The sequence below is a fragment of the Stenotrophomonas sp. Steno-C15 genome (genome assembly GCF_056393265.1).
Map to the genome: position 1 here is coordinate 1 of NZ_JBWJPF010000020.1, position 16,014 is coordinate 16,014.

Here is a 16,014-nt window from a genome sequence, read left to right on the forward strand (position 1 = left end):
CCCGGCGAGCGCAGCGATGGGCAGAGGAATGCGGTAGCGCCGGGCCATGCCCGGCGGCGCAACGATGGGCAGAGGAATGCGGTAGCGCCGGGCCACGCCCGGCGAGCGCAACGATGGGCAGAGGAATACGGTAGCGCCGGGCCATGCCCGGCGGCGCAACGATGGACAGAGGAATATGGTAGCGCCGGGCCATGCCCGGCGAGCGCAGCGGCAGCATAGGCACATGTGCCATCAGTCCTGCCCGCATCCGCCGCAGAATGCAAAGCCGTCACACACTTCACAGGGCAGGGCAGGAGTAGGCTTGGAACTTTCCCGCCGGAAGGGGTTGTCCATGCGTGTGCGTGCCGTTGCAGTAGCCATCGCCCTTTGCCTGTCCAGCAGCGTGCTGGCGGCCGATACTCCGCCGATGACCCCGGACATCAGCGGCAAGCCTTTCGTTGCCCCGGATGTGGGGCGCGACTACGACAAGCGGGTGGTGATGGTGCCGATGCGTGATGGCACCAGGCTGTATACGGTGATCGTGGTGCCCAAGGGCGCCCGTAACGCGCCGATCCTGCTGACCCGCACGCCCTACGATGCTGCCGGCCGCGCCAACCGCAGTGACTCGCCGCGCATGCGCGACCTGCTGCCACAGGGCGACGAGGTGTTCGTCGACAGCGGTTACATCCGCGTGTTCCAGGACATCCGTGGCAAGTACGGCTCCGAAGGCGATTACGTGATGACCCGGCCGCTGCGCGGGCCGTTGAACAACACCAAGGTGGATCACTCCACCGACGCCTGGGACACCATTGACTGGCTGGTGAAGCACGTGCCCGAGAGCAACGGCAAGGTCGGCATGCTGGGCTCGTCCTATGAAGGTTTCACCGTGGTGATGGCGTTGACCGATCCGCATCCGGCGTTGAAGGTGGCGGCACCACAGAGCCCGATGGTCGATGGCTGGATGGGCGACGACTGGCTCAACTACGGTGCCTTCCGCCAGGTGAACTTCAACTACTTCGCGATGCAGACCGAGAAGCGCGGCAAGGGCACGCCGCTGCCGAGCCTGGGCTATGACGACTACAGCACGTTCCTGCGCATCGGCTCGGCTGGCGACTACGCCCGTTTCACCGGCGTGGACCAGCTGACCTGGTGGAAGAAGCTGGTCGAGCACCCAGCGTATGACGCCTTCTGGCAGGGCCAGGCGCTGGATGCGGTGATGGCCAAGACGCCGTTGAAGGTGCCGACCCTGTGGTTGCAGGGCCTGTGGGATCAGGAGGACATGTGGGGTGCCAACCACGCCTACCAGGCGATGGAAGGGCGCGACAGCGGCAACGACCGCAACTATCTGGTGATGGGGCCATGGCGGCACAGCCAGGTGAACTACAGCGCCAGCGAACTGGGCGCGCTGAAGTTCGACGGCGATACCGCGCTGCAGTTCCGCCGCGATGTGCTCAAGCCGTTCTTCGACCAGTACCTGGTGGACGGCGCGCCGAAGGCGGACACACCGCCGGTGCTGATCTACAACACCGGTGAAAACCACTGGGATCGCCTGAAGGGCTGGCCGCGCAGCTGCGACCAGGGGTGCGCCGCCAGCAGCAAACCGCTTTATCTGCGTGCCGGCGGCAAGCTGGCGTTCCAGGCGCCGGCGGCGGGCGAGGGCGACTTCGAGGAGTACGTGTCCGACCCCGCCAAGCCGGTGCCGTTCGTGCCGCGCCCGATCCGCTTCGGCGACCGCGACATGTGGACCACCTGGCTGGTCAAGGACCAGCGCTTTGTCGATGGTCGCCCGGACGTGTTGACCTTCATCACCGAACCGCTGACGGCGCCGCTGCGCATCGGCGGCGCGCCGGTGGTTCACCTGCAGGCCTCGACCAGCGGCACCGACAGCGACTGGGTGGTGAAGCTGATTGATGTGTACCCGGACCAGGAAGCATCGACGCCGGAGATGGGGGGCTACGAGCTGCCCGTGTCGCTGGCGATCTTCCGTGGCCGCTACCGCGAGAGCTTCAGCGAACCCAAGCCGCTGGCGGCGAACCAGGTGCTGCCGTACCGCTTCGATCTGCCCAACGCCAACCACACCTTCCAGAAGGGGCACCGGGTGATGGTGCAGGTGCAGTCCAGCCTGTTCCCGCTGTATGACCGCAATCCGCAGACCTACGTGCCCAACATCTACCTGGCCAAGCCAGGCGATTACCAGAAGGCCACGCAGCGGGTGTGGCACAGCGCGGCGCAGGCCAGCTACATCGATCTGCCGGTGTACTGAAACGGGGCGGGCAACGCCGGGCCTGGCCCGGCGCCACCTTCCATGGGCAACGTCGGGCCATGCCTGGTCGCGGTGGACCGGGCATGCACCCGTCGTCAGGCATCCAGTGCCGGGTAGTCGATGTAGCCGTGTTCGCCACCGCCATACAACGTGGCCGGGTCGAGCTCGGCCAACGGCGCACCGCTGCGCAGTCGCGCGACCAGATCCGGGTTGGCAATGAAGGGCCGACCAAACGCGATCATGTCGGCATAGCCGCTGGCAAGGGCCTGCCCGGCACGCTCAGCGTCGTATCCGTTGTTGGCGATCCAGGCGCCACGGAAGCGTGCGCGCAGCGCAGGGTAGTCGAATGGGATGTTGTCCCGATCGCCACCGGTTGCACCTTCGATGACATGGATGAAGGCCAGCCCGTCAATCGCATCCAGGCGTTCCACCGCACGATTGAACAGCGGTTGCGGGTTGCTGTCATGGGCATCATTGACCGGGGTGACCGGTGACAGGCGCACGCCGGTGCGGCCGGCGCCGATTGCTTCGGCGACCGCGCTGACCACCTCGAACAGCAGCCGCGTACGGTTCTCGATGCTTCCACCGTAGGCATCGTCCCGATGGTTGCTGCCATCGCGCAGGAACTGGTCGATCAGGTAGCCGTTGGCTGCATGTACCTCGACGCCATCGAAGCCTGCGGCAATGGCATTGCGCGCGGCGACGCGGTAATCCTCGATGAGTTGCGGGATCTCCTCCAGCGCCAATGCGCGCGGCGCGGAGACATCCTCGAATCCATTGGCGGTGAAGGTCTTGCCGTTGGCGCGGAGGGCGCTGGGTGCCACCGGCACTTCGCCCTCCGGCAGCAGGCTGGTGTGGGAGATGCGACCCACATGCCACAGCTGCAGCACGATGCGGCCACCTTCGGCGTGTACCGCGTCGGTGATGGATTTCCACGCAGCGACCTGCTCGGCGCTGTAGATACCCGGCGTATCAAGGTAGCCCTGGCCCAGAGGGCTGATCTGGGTGGCTTCTGCAATGATCAGGCCGGCACTGGCACGTTGGCGGTAATAGGTGATCGCCAGCGGAGAAGGGACGCGGTCGGGCAGGGCGCGGTTGCGCGTCAGCGGTGCCATGGCGATGCGGTTCGCGGCAGCGATGTCACCCAGGTGAGTGGGCGTGAACAGCAGGGCGTCAGCGGGATTCATTGGAGTTTCCACAGCAGGGGAGGGTGAGGTCGAGCATACGGTCGAACGCGTTGCAGCGATGGGAAGGTTCGTTGCAGCGCCGGGAAGTGGCGCGGCCGTAACACGGCGGGGCGTACCGTGGGCCGCGGGTGGACGCGTGTCCACATCGATTCCCGATAGATGGAGAACACAGATGATCGACTATCAGCTCGGCGGCAAGACGGCGATTGTGACCGGTGGCGTTTCCGGCATCGGCCTGGCCGTGGTCGAACTGCTGGCAGCGTCCGGTGCTGCGGTGTCAGTGTGGGACCTGAAGCAGGACGCGGTGGACGCTACCGTGGAAGCGCTGGCCCGGCGTGGCAGCCGCGCCATCGGCATCGCCCTGGATGTCACGGATGAGGCTGCCGTGGAGGCGGCGGTGCAGCGCACAGTGAAGGAGCTGGGCGGCGTGCACGTCGCGGTCAACAACGCCGGCATCAGCGGCCCGGCGGCGAGCAGCGGCGACTATCCCATCGATGGCTGGAAGCGGGTGGTCGATGTGAATCTGACCAGTGTATTCCTGTGCCAGCGCGCGCAGATCCAGGCCATGCGCGCGGCCGGGAAGGGCGGGAGCATCATCAACATGGCCTCGATCCTGGGCCAGGTGGGCTATGCCGGTTCGACCGCGTACGTGGCGGCCAAGCATGGTGTGGTCGGCCTGACGCAGACCGCGGCGTGGGAGCACGCCGCCGATGGCATCCGTGTCAACGCGGTGGGGCCGGGCTTCATCGCCACGCCGCTGCTGGAGAAGATGGATCCGAAGGTGCGCGCCACGCTGGAAGACCGCCACGCCTTGAAGCGCCTGGGCAAGGCCGAGGAAGTGGCGGCGCTGGTGGCCTGGCTGGCCAGCGACGATGCCTCGTTCGCGACCGGCACCTATTACGCGATCGATGGCGGTTATCTGGCGCAGTGATGCGGTGACCGCAGGGACGGTGGTGCCGGGCATGGCCCGGCGCTACCGGGTGAACGGGCCGTGGTGCGTCCTTCACCGCGATCCGACGGCTGACGCGCAACGCTCCGGGAAACTCCCGGAGACGTCGATGGAACTCAACCAGGATGTATCGATCCTGCTGCGCGTGGCCGCCGCGATGCTGTTCGGTGGCGTGCTCGGTATCGAGCGCGAGATGGGCAAGCATGCGGCGGGCCTGCGCACGCACATGATGATTGCCGGCGCCGCAGCCCTCATCGTCGGTCTCGGCGATTCCGTGGCCGAGCATTTCCAGCAGGAGCGCTACCGCGACCTGCTGCAGGTCGACCCGGTGCGCCTGATCGAAGCGGTGGTGGCCTGCGTCGGCTTCGTTGCCGCAGGTACCATCCTGCGTGGCAGCCGCGAGGACCAGGTCAGCGGGCTGACCACGGCCAGTTCGCTGGTGATGGCCGCCGCCATCGGGATTGCGGTGGGCATCGGCAAGTACGTCATTGCCCTTGGTGTGAGCGTGCTGTGCCTGCTGGTGCTGGCGGTGATGCGACGGTTGGCGGACAGGCTCTAGCGGGGCAGCACCTTCGAGCTTCTGTCATGCGGCGCTTTATTGGTAATACCAATATGCCCGGTAACTCTATGGTCTAATAGGCTCTTCGTCGAAATGGCGGTTCAATCGGCCTCAAGTGGTCCGATGAATCTGATTATTGGTAATACCAATAATCGTGACCACGGCGTCCCATCGCATGCGGTGGGGAAACATTCCGCCCCCCGTCGAGAGCCTCCATGCAGCCCTGGCAACACCTGTACGACCCCGCCGGCAACCTGTGGTTGTCCAGCCTGATCGCGTTGCTGCCGATCGCGTTCTTCTTCGTTGCCCTGGCCGTGCTGCGCATGAAAGGCTGGCTGGCCGGCACGATCACCGTGGCCATCGCACTGGCCGTGGCCCTGCTGTTCTACCGCATGCCGCTGACCCAGGCGTTGGGAGCGGCCGGCTTCGGTTTCGTCTACGGGCTGTGGCCGATCGCCTGGATCATCATCGGCGCGGTGTTCCTGTACAAGGTCTCGGTCAAGACCGGGCAGTTCGACATCATCCGCGCTTCGATCCTGTCGGTGACCGAAGACCAGCGCCTGCAGATGTTGATGGTCGGCTTCGCCTTCGGTGCCTTCCTGGAAGGCGCGGCGGGGTTTGGCGCGCCGGTGGCGATCACCGCAGCGCTGCTGGTCGGGCTGGGCTTCAAGCCGCTGTATGCAGCGGGCCTGTGCCTGATCGTCAATACCGCGCCGGTGGCATTCGGTGCGATGGGCATTCCGATCATCGTGGCGGGACAGGTCACCGGCCTGGATGCCTTCGAGATCGGCCAGATGGCCGGTCGCCAGCTGCCGTTCCTGACCATCATCGTGCTGTTCTGGATCATGGCGATCATGGATGGCTGGCGTGGCGTCAGGGAAACCTGGCCGGCGGTGCTGGTGGCCGGCGGGTCGTTCGCCATTGCCCAGTACCTGACCTCCAACTTCATCGGGCCGGAGCTGCCGGACATCACCGCGTCGCTGGCGTCGCTGGTGTGCCTGACCCTGTTCCTGCGCCGCTGGAAGCCGGTACGGATCTTCCGCTTCGATACCGAAACCAGCGCCGAGGCGGCCGCCCAGGCGCTGGAAGCGCCGCGCTACAGCGTTGGCCAGATCGCCAAGGCCTGGTCGCCGTTCCTGATCCTTACCGCGATGGTCACGCTGTGGAGCATCAAGCCGTTCAAGTCGCTGTTCGCGGCGGGTGGCCCGCTGGAAAGCTGGGTGCTGAAGATCCCGGTGCCGGGCCTGGACCAGATGGTGCAGAAGATGCCACCGATCGTGCCTGCGCCGTTGAGCTACGAGGCGGTCTATAAATTCGACGCGTTCTCGGCCACCGGCACGTCGATCATCCTCGCCGCAGTGATTGCCATCCTCGCCCTGCGCATGCCGGCCAAGGCGGCGCTGCAGACCTTCGGCGAGACCGTGCGCGAGCTGCGCACACCGATCTATTCGATCGGCATGGTGCTGGCCTTCGCCTTCATCGCCAACTATTCGGGCCTGTCGGCCACGCTGGCGCTGGCGCTGGCCCACACCGGCAAGGCATTCACCTTCTTCTCGCCGTTCCTGGGCTGGCTGGGCGTGTTCCTGACCGGCTCGGACACGTCCTCCAACGCGCTGTTTTCGGCCTTGCAGGCCACCACTGCGCAGCAGATCGGCGTGTCCGAGGTGCTGCTGGTGGCGGCCAACACCACCGGCGGCGTCACCGGCAAGATGATCTCGCCGCAGTCGATTGCCATCGCCTGCGCCGCGGTCGGCCTGGCCGGCAAGGAATCGGACCTGTTCCGCTTCACTGTCAAGCACAGTCTGATCTTCACCGTGATGGTCGGCCTGATCACCACCGCGCAGGCGTACTGGCTGACCTGGATGATTCCCTGAGCCATGCAGCCGACGACCTATCCGCGCAGCATGGGCCGCACCTGCCAGGCGCTTCGGGCCACAATGGCGCCATGAGCACGCAACGGATTTCAGACAAGGTGGCCGCGCAGCTGCGTGGTCTGGTGCAGGAGCGGCAGCTGCAGCCGGGTGACCGGCTTCCGGCCGAGCGCGCGCTGGCGGTGCAGCTGGGTGTCTCGCGCACGGCGCTGCGCGAGGCCATCGCGCAGTTGTCCAGCCAGGGCCTGCTGAGCGCACGCGTGGGCGGCGGCACCTACGTGGCGGAGCCGGCCACGCGCGCGCGGCAGGCGCTGGATGAACCCCTGGCTCCGTACCTGCCGTTGTTCCAGGGCGACCCGGAATACCGCTTCGACGTGCTGGAGATCCGTCACGCGCTGGAAGGAGCGACGGCCTGGCATGCAGCGCTGCGTGCCACCGATGAGGATCGGGCGCGCATCGCCCAGGCCTTCCAGACCATGATGGATGCGCATGGCAAGGATGATCCTTCAGGCGAGGCGGAGGCCGATGCGGCCTTCCACCTGTCCATCGCCGAAGCGTCGCACAACCTGGTGCTGCTGCAGGTGATGCGTGGCCTGTTCGATCTGCTGCAGACCAACATCTCGCAGAGCCGCGAGAAACTCTATACCTCGGCGAGGACCTTCTCGCCGTTGTCCGACCAGCACCGCGAGATGATGGATGCGGTGCTGGCCGGTGATCCGGAGCGCGCGCGCGCCGCCGCGCATGCCCACCTCGAGTTCGTGCACACCACGCTGCGCACGCTCGACGACAACGAAGCCCGGCGCGCGCGGGCCTCGCGCCTGCCTTCCCCACACGGTTGACCCCATGATCATCTCCGCCTCCACCGATTACCGCGCCGCAGCCAAACGCCGGCTGCCGCCGTTCCTGTTCCACTACATCGATGGCGGCGCCTATGCCGAGCACACGCTGAAGCGCAACGTTTCGGATCTGTCCGACATCGCACTGCGCCAGCGCATCCTGCGCAACATGTCCGACCTGAGCCTGGAGACCGAGCTGTTCGGCGAGACGCTTGCGATGCCGGTGGCACTGGCGCCGGTCGGCCTCACCGGGATGTATGCACGCCGCGGTGAAGTGCAGGCGGCGCGGGCAGCTGACAGCCGCGGCATTCCGTTCACCCTGTCCACCGTGTCGGTGTGCCCGATCGAGGAAGTGGCCCCGGCGATCCAGCGGTCGATGTGGTTCCAGCTGTACGTGCTGCGCGATCGCGGCTTCATGCGCAACGCCCTGGAGCGCGCCCAGGCGGCGGGCGTTACGACGCTGGTGTTCACCGTGGACATGCCGGTACCGGGTGCGCGCTATCGAGACGCGCACTCCGGCATGAGCGGTCCGAATGCTCCGCTGCGCCGCATCGGCCAGGCCATCACCCATCCGCGCTGGGCCTGGGACGTGGGTCTGCTCGGACGTCCGCACGATCTCGGCAACATCTCCACCTATCGCGGCAATCCCACCGGGCTGGAGGACTATATCGGCTGGCTGGGCAGCAACTTCGATCCATCCATTTCGTGGAAGGACCTGGAGTGGATCCGCGAGTTCTGGAAGGGACCGATGGTGATCAAGGGCATCCTCGACCCGGAAGACGCACGCGACGCGGTTGCATTCGGTGCCGACGGCATCGTGGTCTCCAATCACGGGGGGCGCCAGCTCGATGGTGTGCTGTCCACCGCACGCGCGCTGCCGGCCATCGCTGACGCGGTACAGGGCGACCTGAAGATCCTCGCCGATTCCGGCATCCGCACCGGACTGGACGTGGTGCGCATGCTGGCGCTGGGCGCTGACACCGTGCTGCTGGGGCGGGCCTTCGTCTATGCGCTCGCGGCGCAGGGTGAGGCCGGCGTGGCCAACCTGCTGGACCTGATCGCCAGGGAGATGCGCGTGGCAATGACGCTGACCGGCGCACACCGCATTACCGACATCGGCCGAGATTCACTGGTGCGGCTGCCATGATTGGCCACGGGGCCATGCTGTCGCAGCTGCGTGCTGCTGTCGGCAGCCGCCATGTGCTGACCCGCGACAAGGCGACCCGCCGCTTCCGCCGGGGCTATCGCTTCGGCGACGGCGCGGTGCTGGCCGTGGTGCGTCCGGGCACGTTGCTGGAATTGTGGCGTGTGCTGCAGGCGGCGGTGCAGGGTGGGGCAGCGATCATCCTGCAGGCCGCCAATACCGGCCTGACCGGCGGCTCGACCCCGGATGGCAATGATTATGGGCGCCCGGTCGTGCTGGTCAGCACCCTGCGCTTGACCGGCATCCAGTTGTTGAACGAGGGCCGCCAGGTGGTGTGTCTGCCGGGCGCCACCCTGGACCGGCTGGAGCAGACGCTGGCGCCGCTGGGGCGCGAGCCGCATTCGGTGATCGGCTCGTCCTGCATCGGCGCCTCGGTGCTGGGCGGCATCTGCAACAACTCCGGCGGTGCGCTGGTGCGGCGTGGCCCCGCCTATACCGAGCTGGCGCTATATGCGCAGGTTGATGCGCAGGGCCGGTTGCAGCTGGTCAACCACCTGGGCATCGCGCTGGGCGATACGCCCGAGCAGATCCTGCAGCGCTTGCAGGCCGGTGACTACGATGCCGCCGATGTCAGCGACGGCGACGGCCGTTCCGCGTCCGACCCGCGCTACGCCGACGAGGTGCGCAGGGTCGATGCCGATACACCGGCGCGCTTCAATGCCGATCCCAGTCGTCACTACGAAGCGGCGGGTTCAGCCGGCAAACTGGCGGTGTTCGCGGTGCGCCTGGATACGTTTGAGAAGGAGCCCGCCGAGGTCTTCTACATCGGCAGCAACCGTACCGGGAGTTTCACCGCCATCCGCCGCCAACTGCTGACCGGCTTCGATCGGCTGCCGATCGCCGGTGAGTACATCCACCGAGACGCCTACGATATCGGCGAGCGCTATGGAAAGGACACATTCCTGCTGATCGACCGGCTCGGGACCGCACGGGTGCCCGCGGCATTCGCACTGAAGAGCAGGGTTGACGGCTGGTTCGAGCGGCTGGGCCTGCGCGGCGTGACCGACCGGGTAATGCAGGTGCTGACCGGCCTGTTGCCCTCGCACCTGCCCCAGCGCATGGGCGAGTTCCGGCAGCGTTACGAGCATCATCTGCTGCTGAAGGTCTCCGCACAGGATGCAGCGGAGACCGAGGCCTGGTTGCAGCAATTCTTCGCCGAGCACGAAGGCGGCTATTTCCACTGCACGGCCGAAGAAGGGCGCAAGGCCTTCCTGCATCGTTTTGCCGTGGCCGGTGCTGCCGTGCGCTATCGCGAGGTGCATCGCCAACAGGTGCAGGACATCGTCGCGCTCGACATCGCATTGCGTCGCGACGACGCAGACTGGTTCGAGCAGCTGCCCGCCGCCATCGAAAGTCGCCTGCTGCACAAACTTTACTACGGCCACTTCCTGTGCCACGTGTTCCACCAGGACTACATCGCACGCAAGGGCGAAGATCCGATGGCGATCGAGCACGCGATGTGGGCACTGCTCGACCGGCGCGGGGCCGAGTATCCGGCCGAGCACAACGTTGGCCACCTGTACCCGGCCAAGCCGGCGCTGGCTGGGTTCTACCGACAGTTGGACCCGAGCAACACCTTCAACCCGGGCATCGGGCAGACTTCGAAGGCCAAGGGCTGGGGTGGCTGCGACTGCGATGGGCATCCGTGACGTACCCGCTGAGAATTCGGATTTCTTGCATTCCTCAGTGATCGGGCTGGTACTAGGCTGAAATCCTGGCTGAGACGGATACAGGATCAATGCAGAGCGCAGATCAGATATGGGCTTCCATCAAAGCGTCGCTTTTCGAGAAGGGCTGTCTGAATGAAGTACAGCTACGGTCGGGAGCCTCTGAAGGCGAACTGGTTGAATTGGAAGCTCAGCTTGGAGTCCCCCTGCCAGATCTGCTGAGGCAGCTTCTGAAGATTCACGACGGGCAGGATGGGGCCGGGTTTCTGTTTGGGAGTCAGATGCTCTCGGCGACGGAGATTTTGCGGAAATGGCAAGGTTGGCGTGAAATCGAGGCCGACGGCATGAACGAGCACTGTGCCGAATTCATGGCATCGAGCCCTGGTGGGGTGGTGAAGCCAATGTACACCAACGCACGCTGGATACCGTTGACCCACGATGGTGGTGGCAATCATATGGGATTGGATTTCGACCCCGACATCGGCGGTGCTGAAGGCCAAATGATTGCCTTTGGTGCGGATGAAGACACCAAGTACCTTCTTGCTTCCACGTTCGCTGAGTTCGCTGAAAAGGCCGTGGCGTGGATCAGGCACGCCCGCTGGGATGGTGAGAATCTCGAGTCGCCAACTGATGACGGCTTCGCTCCTCCGGCCATTCTCCGGACTGCTGGCGGGGCGTAGTCGGAAGCGCCGTTATGCCGGGCAGTGCGTCGGTTGGGTTCCGGTTGACTGGAGCGACTGGCGAACGTCCCGGTTTCCCTGCGCTACCATCGAGATTCCTCATGCCGGAGCCGCCCTCGATGCCCATTGCCGTTGCTCGCACCTTTCTGTGCGTCGTTTTGTTGGCGACGCCGCTACTGGCACTGGCACATAACGCCATCCTGCCACAGCAGCGCGATGCCGCCGGCAATGTGATGGAGCCGCTGGGGCACGTGCTGATCACCCCGGAGGCAGGCCCGGCAGGACTTTATGAGTGCACCCAGGACGGCAACTGGTGTGTACGCGTGCAACCGGTGGCCGAAGAGGGGAAGCGGCCCACCGTGCTGGAAGTGCTTGAGAAGGTGCCGGGCCAGGGCAAGCCAAATAGCTACCACGTCCGCATTGACGTGCCGCAGGAAAGCGAACTGAAGCTGTGGCCGTGGATCGTACGCCTGGCACCCGGTGTCGGCGCGGATGAGGACGTGATTGACCCGCAGCAGCGTGCCCGCCAGAACGTACTGGTAGGCGCCACGGTCACCTTCAGCATGATGTACTCCGGCGGTGGTGCAGACGCATCGACGCTGCAGCTGGCACGCGTGCGCCACCTGCAGGATGGCGTCCAGGTGGACGATGATGTGCTGACCGTGCCGTGGGTGGGCAACGCGATGATCCGTGCCTGCTTCAGCGAGCAGGACATCAGGCAGCGTGCCGGTGCCTGCCACGATGAGTATGGATTCTCGGCAAAGCTGGGGCTGGATCCGGCAGTGCAGGGCATGCCGGTGCTTCGTTACCAGACGGTGGCGACCCGCTTCCCCGCAGGTGCATCGCGTTTCGAGGATTCGCTGGCGAAGGGGCCGTTGAAGACGAAGGACCTGCGCACCGAGCAGGATCCCGCGTGCAGCTATTCGCGTCTTTTCCGTTTCAGTGAGGGCCGTTTTCACCCCGACCAGCCACTGCCGGATTGTGCGGGCTATACCGAACCCTGAGCCCTGTCACGCTGGCCCATGCCCGACACGCGTTCTGTGTAGAGCCGAGCCCATGCGCGGCTGCTGTTCAGTGGCAGCCGAGCGTGGGCTCGGCTCTACAGAAGCCCGCGCGGTGGTTACTCGCAGCGGGCTGCGGTGATGATGTTGTCCTTGTCCATGTAGACGCGCAGGCGATCCGGACGGATATCCTTGGTGGTGATCGTGGTCGGGCCGATCGGGTTGACCAGGCCGGCGCCGCTCTCACGCGAAAGACGACGCATGTTCTCCTCATTGCCCGGCTGGCCGATTGCCCAGCCAAGCTGGCTGGCGTCGCAGCGGCCGGTGCCCTTCACCTCCGGCCCGGGCGTACTCACACAGGCGGCGAGCAGCATCGGCGTGGCGACTGCGGCCAGTGCAAGGCCGACGGAACGGAAACGGGTCATGAGCGGCGCTCCTGCGAGATGGTGGCGCCACCATAGCACCCTGCCCGTGGCGACGGCATGCGTTGGATCAAAGGAGGGGGCTCGGGAGCACTGGCACTGACGAAGTTGGCGCGTTCTGGCGGTGACCCTTCACGCCTGCGGAGCGCATGGAGCGCGTCTGCACGTTGCAAGTCAACCCAGCATTATCCTGGCATTCGGCCTATCGGTTTCGCGTCGCATCTGTCGCTATTCACTGCAGACCTGGATCAGGTCAATGCCGGCTGGACCGCGATAGCGCATCGTCGCCGGGTCGAACTGCAGCTGGATCTTCCCGGTACGGATGGTGTCATTCTGCCCAGTCGGGCAGTCCCGTGTCGCGTCCAGTGCTGGCCAGGCAGCATGCGGCGCGACAGGGGCCTTCAATGTCGTGAACCTGCCCTCCAACAGACGGATATAGGTTCCATCCGCACATTGGGCAAGGATAAGTTTATCGGTGACATCGACATCGCCGTAGCTGCTGCCGAAGTAGGTGAGGATCGCGTCCTCGCGCCCGTCGTTGTTGAGATCGGGCGTGTCGTTCAAGAAGGTCTTTCCCCGCTGACCGCTGTATGGGCAGTCCTCGTCATTCCCCGGTGGACATGCACTGACGCGCTTCCCCTCCACCGGTACCAGTTCGATCCTGTCATCGATGGCGGTTGCACACGCGCGTTGCAGCGAGCCGGGCGGCGGAGTGCGCGCGATGGCGACGTCCGCGGCAGCGGAGAGCGCCAGCAGCAGGAGAGCCTGATGCAGGCGCTGCCATCGTGACGACGTCACGGTGAACTTCCGCGCTTGATCGCCTCCCACACCTTGTCTACGTGCGCGCGAAGCACGGGCGCAGCCGAAGCCAGCGCAGGATCGTCCTGCCGGTCGCCGCCGAAGGGTTCATCGCCTTCCACCTCCACCAGCGATTCACCACGTACTTCGTAATACTGCTCGCCCTGGCGAAGCCCAATGCGCAGCTGCTGCGGATCGACGCCGCCGCCGCAGAAGCTGTGGCTGGCCAGCGTCAACTCGGCGCGGCCATCCTTGTCCAGGTCCGTTGCAGTCACCTGGTCCAGGAAGTAGCCGGCCTCCAGATCCAGACCTTCGCACTGAACCGGATCTTCCACGCTCCACCGCGAGGCCCAAGGGGCCGCTTGTCCGGCACGCCGGAACAGCTCCGCACGCAGCGTGATCTGATCGATTGCCTCTTCATCGCCTTGCGCCGGCACTGTCTGCTCGCTGCGTGAGAGCAGCAGCAGGCCGGGCCCGTCGATGTCATTGAACACCACTTGCTTCAGCAGCGTGCCCGAGTAGAGGTCTTTCAGTTCCGCATCTGCCAGGGCGGGCAACAGCTCCAGTCGACCAGCGGGCACGGCCTCAACCTGCCCGGGAAGTGCGTGTGCATTCGTTGCGGCATCGTCTGCTGCATCTGCAACCGGTGAGGACGGCGCACCGCAGCCGACTGCACCGAGTGCAAGCACGGCCAGCACGGCAAGTCGCAGCTGATCAGCGCGTATTGTCGCCAGCCTTTTTGGCCACGACAATGCCGAGCGCCGCGTTGAGGTCCGTGGCTGCCAGTTCATCGAGTTTGGTTTCCTTGAGTTCCTTCTGCGCGAATGGCAGATAGCTTTTCGGCACGTAGTAACGCAGCGTTGCAGGGTTGAAGCGGACAAAATTGATCTGGTCGCTCTGGTTGCCACCCAGCAACACAGGTCGACCGCGGTCCATGGCGTAGACGAACCCTACGTGCGACGTACCGACCAGGGCGACCGCGCCGAACACCGGTTCGTCGATCTGGCTGAAGCGCGTCGTGTCGGCGGCGAACGAACGCGCACGGTACGGGTGTGGAGATGATATAGCGTATCCGGCCGTGCGAAGGCACCAGTTCACGAACGATGCGCACCAAGCGTTGGAGCTTCCGGCCAGCGTAGTGAACTGCTTCCCGTAGCCGAGTTCGGAATGGAAGTTGATGGTGCGGCTGATCTCAGCCTCTTTCTTGCCCGCCCATTTGCGCGCCTGTGCATAGGCGTGCTCCACCCAAGGTGCGCGCTTCTGCGAAAACGGAATGATTGCGATTGGGTGGCCTTCGCCCTCGCGACTTCGGGTATCCCGTGCCTGTACTGACGCCGGCGGCCGCACAGCAGCAGCAGGTGTTTCCGGCGGAGGCTTCACCAGCGAGGGCCGATCAGACGTTTGCGGATTCCCGCTGTTGCCCGCTCGCCGGGAAGACCCGGCCGCTGACGGGGGCACGGCTTCGACCCCAACAGGCAGCGTGATTTTCTGGCCAGGGTTGATTCGATTGGCATTGCTGATCGACGGATTGGCGGCCATCAGCGCATCGACGCTGGTGTGATGGCGGTCTGCAATTCGGCTCAGCGTGTCGCCGGAGCGAACGCTGTAGCTGGCTTGACGTGACCTTGTTGGAGTCGCCGGGGCGCCGTCGTTGGCTGCGTCAGCCGGCGCCTTTCCGTAGATCCAAACCACATGACCGGGATAGATGCGGTTGCGGTTGCGGATATGGTTGTTGCTCACCAGATCGTCAACTGAGGTCTTGAACCTGCTGGCGATCGAGGCGAGAGTGTCGCCTGGCTGCACCACGTAGCGCAGCGGTGTGCGCTTCTCCTTGCTGGGCTGCGTTGGAGTGTGTGGTTGCGAATTCCCGCCGACCTTCATCATGTTGCGCGCAAATACCAGGGACGCTGAGGCCTGCTGAAGCGAAAACTGGCCGATTCGGCTTCCAATCTTGCCTGATTCCTCAAGGAAGAGCTCTATCACTTCTCCTGGCTGGCGGGTGATGAATGTCGGCAGCGCCCCGTGCTCATTGGTGGTGACCTTCTTCTCGCCCGTATTGCTGCTACGCACGATCACGGGCGTTGCCGGCATCGGTCGGGCGCCGTCAGACAAGGTGACCTGCGTGGCGTGCACGATCCGTTCCTTGCGTGTCTCAGGCTTTGCATTGAAGCCCTCATATTGCTCCATCGCAGCGATCATGCCGTTGAACTGCTCATCGGTCATGTCCTTGATGACCGTCTGGTCGGTGGCACCAGATCGCTTGCGCACGTATGCCAGATAGGCCGCTGTGTCGTTTTCCGATTCCGGCGCATAGGTATGCATGGCGTTGTACAACGTCATGTCGTTGTACTTGCGGCGCAGCAGTGCGCGCTTCTCGGCGCGGCCATCCTCGGCCGTAGGAAAAATGGCGAACTTGCCGCTCTTCGTATCGGCCTGGCCGATCATCTTGGCGTACTTTCCGCCTGGACGCAGGTTGCCGGGGTTGTTGAGCAGCCAAGCCAGCGAGCCGCCACTGCGGATGAGCTTGTCACCGTTGTCGGCGGTGAACTCCACAGTGCGCGTATCCTTGTTGAAAACCGCGCTGATGTAGGTAGGCAT

At 65.0% G+C, this 16,014-nt stretch carries 14 protein-coding genes; 9 read left to right on the forward strand and 5 right to left on the reverse strand.

What is annotated here, in order from left to right; all coding sequences use genetic code 11:
• Window positions 1-331 precede the first annotated feature (331 nt).
• Window positions 332-2,242: a CocE/NonD family hydrolase gene (locus tag AC06FB_RS14440; protein WP_478053809.1), complete on the forward strand. Its 1,911-nt coding sequence runs from the start codon at window positions 332-334 to the stop codon at window positions 2,240-2,242.
• Window positions 2,243-2,337: 95 nt separating this feature from the next.
• Here AC06FB_RS14440 and AC06FB_RS14445 read toward each other — a convergent pair whose 3' ends face one another.
• Complete coding sequence (locus AC06FB_RS14445; protein ID WP_478053810.1) at window positions 2,338-3,429, reverse strand: alkene reductase; 1,092 nt, start codon at window positions 3,427-3,429, stop codon at window positions 2,338-2,340.
• Window positions 3,430-3,601: 172 nt separating this feature from the next.
• On the opposite strand from AC06FB_RS14445, the gene AC06FB_RS14450 reads away from it, so the two are divergent.
• The 8 genes from AC06FB_RS14450 to AC06FB_RS14485 all read left to right on the forward strand — a co-directional run bounded on the left by AC06FB_RS14450 (window position 3,602) and on the right by AC06FB_RS14485 (window position 12,199).
• Window positions 3,602-4,360: an SDR family NAD(P)-dependent oxidoreductase gene (locus AC06FB_RS14450; protein ID WP_193396815.1), complete on the forward strand. Its 759-nt coding sequence runs from the start codon at window positions 3,602-3,604 to the stop codon at window positions 4,358-4,360.
• 127 nt (window positions 4,361-4,487) lie between these two features.
• A complete protein-coding gene (locus AC06FB_RS14455) occupies window positions 4,488-4,937 on the forward strand; it encodes an MgtC/SapB family protein (RefSeq protein WP_053517640.1) in 450 nt (149 codons plus the stop codon).
• Window positions 4,938-5,152: 215 nt separating this feature from the next.
• Window positions 5,153-6,811 carry an L-lactate permease gene (lldP, locus tag AC06FB_RS14460; protein WP_346475975.1) on the forward strand — a complete coding sequence of 553 codons (1,659 nt, stop codon included), beginning with the start codon at window positions 5,153-5,155 and terminating at the stop codon, window positions 6,809-6,811.
• Window positions 6,812-6,882: 71 nt separating this feature from the next.
• Window positions 6,883-7,647, forward strand: coding sequence for a transcriptional regulator LldR (gene lldR / locus AC06FB_RS14465; protein ID WP_053517636.1), 765 nt, complete (start codon window positions 6,883-6,885; stop codon window positions 7,645-7,647).
• A gap of 4 nt (window positions 7,648-7,651) precedes the next feature.
• Window positions 7,652-8,791 (forward strand): FMN-dependent L-lactate dehydrogenase LldD, encoded by a 1,140-nt coding sequence (gene lldD / locus AC06FB_RS14470; RefSeq protein ID WP_478053811.1) that lies wholly within the window; start codon window positions 7,652-7,654, stop codon window positions 8,789-8,791.
• Window positions 8,788-10,497, forward strand: a complete 1,710-nt coding sequence (dld, locus tag AC06FB_RS14475; protein ID WP_478053812.1) for a D-lactate dehydrogenase — start codon at window positions 8,788-8,790, stop codon at window positions 10,495-10,497. The genes lldD and dld overlap by 4 nt, the downstream gene beginning before the upstream one ends.
• Window positions 10,498-10,586: 89 nt before the next feature.
• Window positions 10,587-11,195 carry an SMI1/KNR4 family protein gene (locus tag AC06FB_RS14480; protein ID WP_193396811.1) on the forward strand — a complete coding sequence of 203 codons (609 nt, stop codon included), beginning with the start codon at window positions 10,587-10,589 and terminating at the stop codon, window positions 11,193-11,195.
• A 119-nt stretch (window positions 11,196-11,314) separates the two neighbouring features.
• The gene (locus AC06FB_RS14485) at window positions 11,315-12,199 is read left to right on the forward strand and encodes a hypothetical protein (protein WP_478053813.1); all 885 of its coding nucleotides are present in this window, start codon (window positions 11,315-11,317) and stop codon (window positions 12,197-12,199) included.
• Window positions 12,200-12,315: 116 nt separating this feature from the next.
• Here AC06FB_RS14485 and AC06FB_RS14490 read toward each other — a convergent pair whose 3' ends face one another.
• The 4 genes from AC06FB_RS14490 to AC06FB_RS14505 all read right to left on the reverse strand — a co-directional run bounded on the left by AC06FB_RS14490 (window position 12,316) and on the right by AC06FB_RS14505 (window position 16,014).
• On the reverse strand, window positions 12,316-12,621 hold the full coding sequence (locus tag AC06FB_RS14490; protein ID WP_053517630.1) for an I78 family peptidase inhibitor: 306 nt from the start codon (window positions 12,619-12,621) through the stop codon (window positions 12,316-12,318).
• A gap of 225 nt (window positions 12,622-12,846) precedes the next feature.
• On the reverse strand, window positions 12,847-13,416 hold the full coding sequence (locus tag AC06FB_RS14495; protein ID WP_478053814.1) for a hypothetical protein: 570 nt from the start codon (window positions 13,414-13,416) through the stop codon (window positions 12,847-12,849).
• Window positions 13,413-13,997 carry a M949_RS01915 family surface polysaccharide biosynthesis protein gene (locus AC06FB_RS14500; RefSeq protein ID WP_164151856.1) on the reverse strand — a complete coding sequence of 195 codons (585 nt, stop codon included), beginning with the start codon at window positions 13,995-13,997 and terminating at the stop codon, window positions 13,413-13,415. The genes AC06FB_RS14495 and AC06FB_RS14500 overlap by 4 nt, the downstream gene beginning before the upstream one ends.
• Window positions 13,998-14,130: 133 nt before the next feature.
• Window positions 14,131-16,014: a TIGR02594 family protein gene (locus AC06FB_RS14505; protein WP_478053815.1), complete on the reverse strand. Its 1,884-nt coding sequence runs from the start codon at window positions 16,012-16,014 to the stop codon at window positions 14,131-14,133.